Annotated in this window: 8 protein-coding genes and 1 pseudogene; all 9 read right to left on the bottom strand. The window is 45.9% G+C overall.

What is annotated here, in order from left to right; all coding sequences use genetic code 11:
• On the bottom strand, positions 1-410 hold a 410-nt coding region (locus WEIDD23_RS14115; protein ID WP_278279459.1), incomplete at its 3' end, for a GntT/GntP/DsdX family permease.
• 123 nt (positions 411-533) lie between these two features.
• Positions 534-2,075, bottom strand: coding sequence for a gluconokinase (gene gntK / locus WEIDD23_RS00225; protein WP_010370464.1), 1,542 nt, complete (start codon positions 2,073-2,075; stop codon positions 534-536).
• A 182-nt stretch (positions 2,076-2,257) separates the two neighbouring features.
• Positions 2,258-3,211: a 3'-5' exoribonuclease YhaM family protein gene (locus tag WEIDD23_RS00220; protein WP_010370461.1), complete on the bottom strand. Its 954-nt coding sequence runs from the start codon at positions 3,209-3,211 to the stop codon at positions 2,258-2,260.
• Between the two features lies 1 nt (position 3,212).
• Positions 3,213-5,537 carry an ATP-binding protein gene (locus tag WEIDD23_RS00215; RefSeq protein ID WP_010370458.1) on the bottom strand — a complete coding sequence of 775 codons (2,325 nt, stop codon included), beginning with the start codon at positions 5,535-5,537 and terminating at the stop codon, positions 3,213-3,215.
• Positions 5,527-6,720, bottom strand: coding sequence for a metallophosphoesterase family protein (locus tag WEIDD23_RS00210; RefSeq protein ID WP_062358600.1), 1,194 nt, complete (start codon positions 6,718-6,720; stop codon positions 5,527-5,529). Before WEIDD23_RS00210 ends, WEIDD23_RS00215 begins: the two co-directional genes overlap by 11 nt.
• Positions 6,721-7,170: 450 nt before the next feature.
• Entirely contained in the window at positions 7,171-7,455 is a 285-nt protein-coding gene (locus WEIDD23_RS00205) for a type II toxin-antitoxin system RelB/DinJ family antitoxin (RefSeq protein ID WP_062358598.1), read from the bottom strand.
• A 125-nt stretch (positions 7,456-7,580) separates the two neighbouring features.
• Positions 7,581-7,925 carry a YlbF family regulator gene (locus tag WEIDD23_RS00200; protein ID WP_010370449.1) on the bottom strand — a complete coding sequence of 115 codons (345 nt, stop codon included), beginning with the start codon at positions 7,923-7,925 and terminating at the stop codon, positions 7,581-7,583.
• A 53-nt stretch (positions 7,926-7,978) separates the two neighbouring features.
• Positions 7,979-10,072, bottom strand: a complete 2,094-nt coding sequence (locus tag WEIDD23_RS00195) for a transglycosylase domain-containing protein (protein ID WP_172397601.1) — start codon at positions 10,070-10,072, stop codon at positions 7,979-7,981.
• Between the two features lie 2 nt (positions 10,073-10,074).
• Positions 10,075-10,367: pseudogene (locus WEIDD23_RS14110) on the bottom strand (ArgR family transcriptional regulator); the annotation flags it as partial.

Raw genomic sequence — 10,367 nt, 5'->3', positions numbered from 1 at the left:
GGCACACCAGCCTCAATCGCAACCGCAAAGACGATTGGAATCAACAAAACCATGCCGACACCAAAAATCATTGAAATTCCGATGATAAATGAGGCAATCAAAACAGCCCATTGTAGACGCTTGATACCAAACCAGTTGATCAACGTCTTCGCGATACGGTATGAACCGCCCGCGTCCGCAACCAAACGCCCAATCATACCACCGAAGATGAAGATAACGGCATTTGATCCCAAGATATTACCCATACCTTGGTCACCCAAGACAGCACTTGGGACATCCATTGGGTTCATACCCAACAACAAAGCCAAGATAAACGCCGTCACAACCAATGATACGAACGTGTTCAACTTGAACTTAACAATCAAGACAAGCAATATCAAAATTGCAATTGCCAACATAACGAATTCCATCGTTTAAACTACTCCTTAAAATAGGTAAATTATGCCATTCAAAACAAACGCTCACAGCACGGGCATAAAGTCACGTGCTGTGAGCAACGTTTTAATTGTTTATCTGTTTAGTCGAAAACAAGTTTACTTGTCTTCCTTCTTGACGTGCTTACGTTGGAAGTTCGCAATGTTTGCGTACTCCGTTTGCAATTGACGCGCCAAACGAATAAAGATTGGTGTCAACTCACGGTAAACTTCGTAGTTTTCTGGGTTTGGTGCGTACGTGTTTGAATCACCAACCATGTCGGCGATAACATCCAAACTATCAACCATTCCCAAAGCCTTTTGTGCCATAACCGTCGCAGCCAAAGCACCTGACTCAAAGGCCGTTGGCACCGTAACAGGTTGCTCAAAGATATCAGCCGTCATTTGACGCCACAAAGCTGAACGGGCAAAACCACCAGTTGCTTGCACTGACTTCAAGTCACCAACAACTTCTTCCAAGGCCAAAGCAACCATGTAGATGTTGAAGATAATCCCTTCAAGAACGGCACGAACCATGTGAGCACGCGTGTGATTGTGTGTCAAACCAAAGAATGAACCCTTGGCGTTGGCATCCCAGATTGGGGCACGCTCACCACCCAAGTATGGGTGGAATAGCAAACCATCAGCACCAGCTGGGATCTTTGACGCGATTTCCGTCAACAAATCGTACGTATCGACACCCATCAAGGCAGCCGTTGACTTCTCAGCGTCAAACATCTTGTCGCGGGCCCAACGGAAGACATCCCCACCGTTGTTAACCGGTCCACCGACAACCCAGTGATCCTTGTCCAAAGCATACGTAAATGTACGTCCCTTAGGATCAATCTTAGGTGCGTCAGTCACAACACGGATGGCACCTGATGTACCAATCGTTACCGCGGCAACACCAGGTTGCACAGCGTTAACACCCAAGTTTGACAAAGGACCGTCACCGGCACCGTAAATGAATGGCGTATCAATATCCAAGCCCATCACAGCAGCGTATTCGGCAACCATGCCCTTTTCCATCTCGTAAGGTTCAACTGCTTGTGGCATTTGTTCCTTCTTGATACCAGTCACTTCAAGTGCTTGCTCATCCCAATCCAAGTTGAAGATGTTGAACATACCTGTTCCAGAAGCAATTGAGATGTCCATCTTGTTAGCACCGAACAAACGGTGGAACAAGTATTCCTTAATTCCCAAGTAGTGGGCCGCATTGTTGTAAACGTCAGGCTTTTCGTTCTTCAACCACAACATCTTTGACAATGGCGCCATTGGGTGAATTGGTGTACCCGTCTTGCTGTAAATCTCTTGGCCCAAACCAGTTGACTTCAACTCTTCCGTGTACTTAACTGCTCGCGTGTCAGCCCACGTGATAACACGTGTCAAAGGCTGCCAATCAGCGTCAAATGCGATCAATGAGTGCATTGCTGAACTGAATGACACACCCAAAATCTTGCCACCGTTTGCGCCACGCACAACTTCTGTCATTGCGTCGACGAAGGCTTCCCAAATTTCGTTTAGGTCCTCTTCTGCCATGTCTGGCTCATCACGGTACAACTTGTAACCCTTGTTGGCACTGGCAATCACGTGACCTTCAGTGTCAAACAAAACTGCCTTAGTTGACGTTGTTCCCAAGTCAACTCCGATCAAGTATTCCATTGTTAAACCTCTCGTATCTCAAAAAAATCCACAAACTTATGAATAGTACTTGTCTATTTTATGTAAAAACCTTTCACAATGCAAACGTTTTCCACGAAAAGAATTTTCTAATATATCCCAATGCCGGAACATTTGACGCACAATAAAAAGCGCACCGTCTCACAAGAGGTACGCTTTTCACATTATTTTAGATCAGGTTTGTATACATTTCGGTTATCTAATGCCCACTGGCGTTGTGAAAATTCGCCCGGTTCTGTTTCGGCTAACGCGTTATCAAAACTTTGCATATTGGCATCTAATTCATCCAACTGGTGCAAAATATTCGCTTCCTTAATCAACGGACGGACAGGTGACCCATACTCCATCAACCCATGGTGAGCTAACACAGTATGGCGTAGCACCAACATATCTTCGCTATACAAATCCAGATGGAGTTCATTTGCTGCCAAAACAATCTGTTCATCGATCAGGACAATGTGACCAATTAAGTTACCTGCCGTCGTATACTGTGTTGCAATTGGGCCAGTTAGTTCAATCACTTTACCCAAATCGTGCAACAAAGCACCCGCATATAACAAACTAGCATTGACCCCTGGATACTGCTTCACAATCGCTTGGGCCAAACGAGCAATCGACAATGAGTGGAAGCCAAGTCCGCCAGCAAAGGCGTGATGATTGCTCTTAGCTGCTGGGTACTTATAAAACTCATCATGATACTTCGATAACAAGTGGCGCACAATCCGTTGCCACGTCGCGTTAGTAATTTGGAAAATCAACGCCGAGACTTCTTCTTCCATCTCGCTCGCCTTCATTGGCGCTGCATTCATGAAATCACTCGGATCTTGCGGTTCGCCCACTCGGGTTGGGCGCATTGATAGAATTTTAAGTTGTGGCTTATCCTGATACACTTGCCGAACAGCTGTCATAAAAATAACCATGCCGGCTTGCAATGTATCCGCCTCTTCTTGTGTTGCATCCCACTTCATGCCGCGGATTTCCATCGACCGATCCGCAACAGAGACAGCCAGATACCGTTTACCTTGTTGTGTGACCCGTGGATCAACTTCCTTCAATAGGACAAAGATGTCCATGCGCTCATCAACTTGATAATCGCGCAGTTGTTTCACTTCTGCCATGTTACTTATCCCCCTTTAGCTCATTCAAATCCAAGATATGGTGTCCTGTTGTTCGTCGTGCCGTAAAGTACAAAATTTGTTGCTCATCTGTGGCCATTTCAGCTAGTACCTGCAACATGGTTTCCTGTCGCGGTGTATCAAAGTCTACAAATGCGTCATCAATCATAATTGGCAAGGCTAACGTGGGTGCAACTAACTTAACGAATGCCAAGCGCATGGCGACGTAAACTTGTTCAGCTGTTCCCTTTGACAATTGCGTCACGGTAAACATCACCCCATCTTGACGTGTTACTTTAATTAAAGTCTTCGTCTGTGAAATTTGCGTGTAGTTCCCTTGCGTTAAGCGTGCTAATAACGCACTTGCTGACGACAATAACTGCGGTAGTCGATCACCAATCGCTAAGTTAAACACCCGATTCACCCACGCACTCGCTAAACGATTCGTGAAGTACGTCTGCATATCAGTAATCACAGTGGCCTCTTGGTTTGCTAACGCTTGTTGTTGGGCTTCGATTGTCGTATCAGTTGCCAATCGCTGGCGTTGCACGTCTAAACGCGCAAGTTGTTGTTGCGCATCCGCTAATTCCGTCTGCAACCGCATCGCCAATGCCGATGGCGCAACGTCGTCAACCGATTCACTCGCCGCTGCCAAAACAGTTAAATCAGCATCCCCCAGTTGTTCACGCAACAAATCGGCCTCTTGCTGCTTGGCAAGAATCGCCTGTTGCTCCTGACGACGAGCTTGCAAGGCAGCAGCGCCAGCCACATCAAGGGCTTGGTAAATTTCTAATAGACGTTGTTGGTACTGTGCCCGAGTAACTGCCTGCTGACCCGCTGTTGTCATTTGGGCTTGTTCATCCGCTAACCGTTGGCGATATTCAGATTCCGTCAAATGATACCCTAACCAATTCAAGCGTTCTTCCGCCCGTTGCATATCTGGCATCACCGTTTGTTGCATCGTCATCAATTCTTGAATACGCGCAATCAAACCATGGAGTCTTTGAACGTCCGGTTGCGCTGTAATTATTTGTTCATTAGTCATGCCCTCGTAGCCCGCTGGCAAGGTAACATCCGGTGCCACCCGCTTTGGCATCACCCGGTAAAGCACGTGGCCGGCTCCGGCCAATAGGATGAACAAGACGATTCCCGCTAATAATTGCCCAGCGATTGCCAAGCCAATTAGCAATATAACACCGAAGGCTAAGGCCCCAATGCCCGCCCGCCGATATTGCGCCGCAACAGCCGTTCCCGTACCAGTCTGCAAAGCTTTTACTTGAAACGGTGTTAATTCAGCTGGCACAGATTGCCAATGATGCGTCTGCAACAGCGAATCACGTTCATCTTGGAATTGCGCTTGTTGCGTGGCTGCTTGTCGTTGCTGTTGTTGCAACGTTGCAAATTCATCAAGCGCGACACGGGTCTGATTAAGTTGCTCTTGGGTAACTGTTGTGGTCGTTGGCACATCCGGCATAACCCGCAATTGTGCTTCGAGACGGTCAGACTCATCCGCCAACGCCGTATCCAACGGTTCGTCAGCATGTGCTAATTGTTGTTGTAATTGCTGCCACCGTTGATACACCGGCACTAGCTGCTGACGCGCAGCCTGTTCAGAGGCATCAGCCGTCAACCGACTTTGTCGCTCAGTTAAGGTGGCAACTTGTTGCCGAGCGGCTTCATAGGCGGATTCTAATTTGTTGACGGACGGACGATTCGCAATTGTTGCTTGCAAATCCGTTCTCTGGTTAGCCAGCGCCGTTAACGCCTCATTGATAGGTCGGTGCGCCGTCTTAGTTGCCCCAAATTCATTCGTAGCCTCTTTATCCCAACGATTAGCCAACGCGAGCCATTGTTCTGACCCAGGCGTTGCTAGCGTACGCAGGTGTTCCGCAAACTCGTCTGGACGTAAGGCAAAAATTTGTGCTAATGCTTCCTGATCAAAACTAAAGACCGCTAAGTATAAGTCACGATCAACAGGTCCCAGCAATTCTGCTAACGTCTGTTCCGCATCCGCAAATTGTTGCCCCGTCGCAACCGTTCGTAACGTAACTGTCGTCTGCGTACGTCCCAATCGTGTCAATTCGTAATCCATTCCCGCTACATCGAACGTAATGGTACCACCATAAGGTCCCTGTTCAAGTGGCTCGTACGTATTAATACGGCGACCCTTAGCTTGCGGGAAACCAAACAGCATCCCCAGTAAGAACTGATGTAAGGTCGTCTTACCGGATTCGTTCAACCCCTGAATGATTTGTAACTGTGTCACAAAATCAAACGTCTGATTGCGCCACTGGCCGAAACCGACAATGTGTGCTTGCTTAATCTTCATCAGTCGCAACCCCCATTTCAGTTAAACGAAATTTTTCGATAACGGCTTGCTTTAGTTCCGCCAACATCGCTGGCGTCAAAAATGCCTGCAATACTGCCGCATCCTGTACTTGTTTTAAACCAAGCTGTTGCAACATATCATAGTTAAATACATCATCAGCCGTCTGCGCCCAGTACTGTTGGTCCACAGCTGGTAATGACACTTCCTCGTTAGCTGCTACAAGTTTAATGTTATAGACAAAGAAATTATCGGTTGGCGTTGATGCAGCGATTAACTGGGCCAATAACTGATTATTCATGATCAACGACAACAGCGCACTGTCCTCGCTTGTCACTGATAATTCAACCAATTGAAAATCATCATCATTCTGCAGTGTTTGTCGAATATGCTGGATTGCCATCGGTGCATCTGATGCTAACTGGACACGAGCTGTTTGCCAAATCACTGGGGCCACTGGCGTAAACGTCGGCACCAATTCACCTTGCTCCGACGTGACCAAATAATAGCCTTTGGGACCCGATTCATTTTTATTTAAGCCTTGAATACTACCGGAATAACCGATGAATGGTTTGTCTTGCAATGTTTGCCGCACGTGAATGTGGCCAAGGGCCCAGTAGTCATAGTGCTTAACTTGCATGTCGCTTAACGTAAACGGTGCATAATCACCCTGGCCATCTTCGCCAAGCGCCCCGTGATACAGACCAATGTGATAATCCACATTGGCCTGCTTAACTGGGTAAAGACGGGCACGGTTGTCATTAATATGCCGTTGCGTATAAGAAAAACCGGTGATGGCCACACGTTCTTGCGCTTTCGTCACTAAAGTTACAGTCGTTGTTTCAGCTGGAAAAACCGTCACATTCTCTGGCCAGGTAGGCAAATTTTGCCAATTAGCCACAAAGTCGTGGTTACCAAACCCTAGATAGACTGGAATTCCTGCTGATCGCAACGTTTCGAATGCTTGTCGCAACGTCAATTGGGCCCGTGCATCAGGTGTCGTTGTATCAAACAAATCACCTGGCAATAGTACAAAATCAACCATTTCAGCAATCGCATCGTCAACCAATCGTTGTAATGCTGTTTCAGTCGCTTGCTGCAATGTTCCCTTCAGCCAAGCTGGAACCTGTGTTAAACCCATAAATGGATTGCCAAGGTGCAAATCACCAGCATGTATAAACTTCATTGTCCCACGATCCTTTTCACGTTATATGTCTTTCCATTATCCCATGTTAGGTATATCCTAACAAGCATCTATCAGTAGTTTGTAGACAGAAAAACGCTCGTCATTCGTGACGAGCGTTTCCACTAAACATTAAACAAAGTTGCAATATAATCCATTTTCCCCCAGACAATTAAATCCACTGTTATAACTTCGGCGTCAAATTCATATATCACGATGTATTTACCACTTACTAACCGATAATACGTTAACTCACTTTCAAGATTCAATACGGCCGAAAGCGGGCGTCCTAATGTAACGTTGTATTGTAATTTCCGAATATCATTACCAATACTTTTGACGATATTAGTAGCAATTTTTTCACTAGATGAGACACTTAACACCGTTTGGAAATGTCATCTAAATTTTCCACGGCTGTGCGAGTGTACTCTAATCGTCGTTCTTTCAACATGGTTAGTCTAGTCCAAATCTTTCTCGTACTTCTTGATCAGTAAATGTATCACCTTGTAATTTATCTTGATGTCCTTGTTCAATTTCCAGCAATAAACGTGCTATATCACGTTCTCGATGGGTTTCCTTTGACGGCTGAAACGGCAGCCCTTGTTCCGCGACGGATTGCTTAAGAAACAAGCTAATCGCCGCTGACAAATCAATCCCCAAGTCATTAAAAAGTTGCGAAGCTTGCTGTTTCAAAGCCGGATCTATTCTCATCGAAAATGTACCACTTGCTTGTGCCATACTGTCACCTCCGTACAAATGCATCAACATTGTCATTACAATAACATGATTTGTAGAAAAAAATAAAGCGATTGCAACTAAAAAAGAGCAGTTGTCATAAGTGAACAACTGCTCTTTTTAAAGATTTAGTCTTGACCGTACAATTCAGCGATTGGCTTCGTGATGATGTTGTTAATTTCCATCAACAATTGGTTAACGGCTTGTTCTGCTTCCATCATCGTCTTCAACGCATCGTGCTTGTCCATCTCACCAGCAATTTCTTGCCAGGCAGCAACTTGCTCAGGTGCAGGCTCTTGACCTGCTTGCATTGATTGGTTGATTTCCATTTGTGCTTGTTGGAAGCGTTGGAAAACCGCCTTTGCTTCGGCGTTACCGTTCAAAGCTTCAACCGCATCGCGCAAAGTCTTGTATTGTGCTGTTTCGCGTAAGTCAGCGGCAACAGCGTTTACGTTATCGTAAATGTTAATCATATTAAGTAAATATCCAATCTTTTATTGTTAGTTCTATTATCGCATACTGTGCGTTAATTGCCCAGAATGTTCCGGATGCCTGACCAAGCTGCCTTTGCCCCATCCTTTACATTATTCCAAGCCTTTTCAGCACCCTGCTTCACTTCATCCCCGATACTATTAATCGTGTTGGATACCCCATCCGAACTGTTTGAAGCACCGTCATCAGCTGCCGAAATCTTTTGACGCACACTCTTCACATCAAATTGGGTTTGCTCAGTATTCGGAATGACTTGTTCCAGCGTCGTCTTCATCAATGGACCAGCTGTTGCCGATAAGTAAGCCGGAATTGATTCCCCATTTGCATTCGAATCATATCCCGTCCAGGTCGTTACAACAACGTCCGGTGTGTAAGCAATCGCCCATGAATCAGTCGCATTCATCGCTGTTGAACCGTCACCAGTTACCTCAGTTGTACCCGTCTTACCAGCAACATCGTAACCGTATGGGTCAGCTGACTTACCGGTACCATTCGTGTACGTACCGAACATCATCGACGTCATTTCATTAGCAACTTTCTTCGACCAGAGACGGGTATGCTTTTGCTTGGCTTGGACAATTACCTTACCGGAAGCATCAACAATCTTGGTAATGAAGTGTGCCTGACTCATTTCACCACCATTGGCGAAACTGGTATAGGCCTGAGTCATTTGCAATGGGGTAACCCCCTTCTTCACACCACCAATGGCCAAAGCCAGATTCTTATCTGACTTGGTCAATGGCAACCCGGCCTTCAAACCGGCATTATAACCCACCGATACGCCCAATTGATCTAACAACCAAACGGCAGGAATGTTATAAGAATTTTCCAACGCCACGTACATTGGCACATCCGCGCTGGTGTAGTTGTTGTAATTCGAAGGTGAGTAGCCGTTCGTTCCAAAACTCATCTGCTCATTCTTCAATTCCGAATCATAAGAGAAACCACGTGACAACGATGGTGCGTAATCTACAATTGGCTTAATCGTCGATCCTGGTGATCGATACATCTGGGTTGCACGGTTCAAATCACGGAAATTGTGTTCACCACGTCCCCCAACAACCGCGCGTACGCCACCAGTTTTCGCATCCATGACAACTGAAGCAGCCTGTGAGTCACCACCAACCGGATTCAAACTCTCGTCTTCATAATCATCTTGCAAGTTGGTTTGGTCCGTCTGATCCATCGTGGTATAAATTTTATACCCATCATTCAGGATGTCATCTTCCTTCAAGTCATACTTGCTAATGGCTTCATTAATCACAGCATCAAAGAAGTATGGATAATTATAGTTTGAATTGTTAACATCGTGATCCGCTGCACCAATTTCATAAGACGCATACGTATCCGCTTGTGCTTGGGTCAACTTTTTATCATTAACCAAATTTTGTAGCACTTGATTACGACGGTTGATTGCATTCTTGGGGTACGTCAGCGGGTCGTACCCGTTTGGCGATTGCAGCATACCGGCCAACATCGCCCCTTGGTTCACAGACAACTGTGAGGCATCAACACCGAAATACTTTTCTGCCGCATCTTGCACACCCCATACACCGTGGCCGAAGTAGGCGTTATTCAAGTACATCGCCAAAATATCATGCTTTGAGTATTCTTTTTCAACTTGTACTGCTAAAAATAATTCACGGATTTTACGGGTAATCGTTTGATTTTGCGTCAAAAAAGCATTCTTAACCAACTGCTGGGTCAACGTCGAACCACCAGCCGAGGCATTAATACCTCGAATGCGGTACCAAATTGTGGTTAACGCGCCACGCGCCATACCCGTCACTGAAAAGCCGGGCTCGTGATAAAAATTACGATCTTCCGTAGCCAAGACCGCATTCACCACGTTTGACGAAATATTATCAAACTGCACATACGTCCCCTTTTGACCAGCAATTGAGCCCGCTTTTTTATCATCCACATCATAAATTTCAGTTGATGATTGTAATCGCGCCTTTAAGTCTGAGACATCCGTTGTTTTAGCTTCAAATGTCCCTACTGCACTAATCACAAAAATTAATGCCAAAAAGGCCACAATCAGCCATCTCGTTAGCTGGAACCGCGTCCAAAACGGGCCGATTTTCCGATTAATCCAGGCTAACGCACTTTTTATTCGTTCCATCATATTTATTGCATCCAATTATCAAAATCTGCTGCTAATTTTTCGGCAGCTGTGACAGACGGGCTTGTCACGTAAATTGTGTTGTGCCCCGCTAACGTCGCAACGACCTCAGGAATGTTGGCGTCATCAATAATTGCGGCCAGTCGATTACCATTTCCCTGCGTCGTCTTGACAATTGTCATAAATTCAACGCGCGTAATTGAGACCGCTGTTTCGGCAAATACTTCCTGAACATGCGCTGTATCCACAATCGGCGCGTCTGACATCACTTGATAACGTGGTCGTCCAGTGGCGTCAG

It is taken from the genome of Weissella sp. DD23, from assembly GCF_001579105.1.
GTDB lineage: Bacteria > Bacillota > Bacilli > Lactobacillales > Lactobacillaceae > Weissella > Weissella cibaria.
This window is presented reverse-complemented; position numbering and strand designations above follow the sequence as displayed.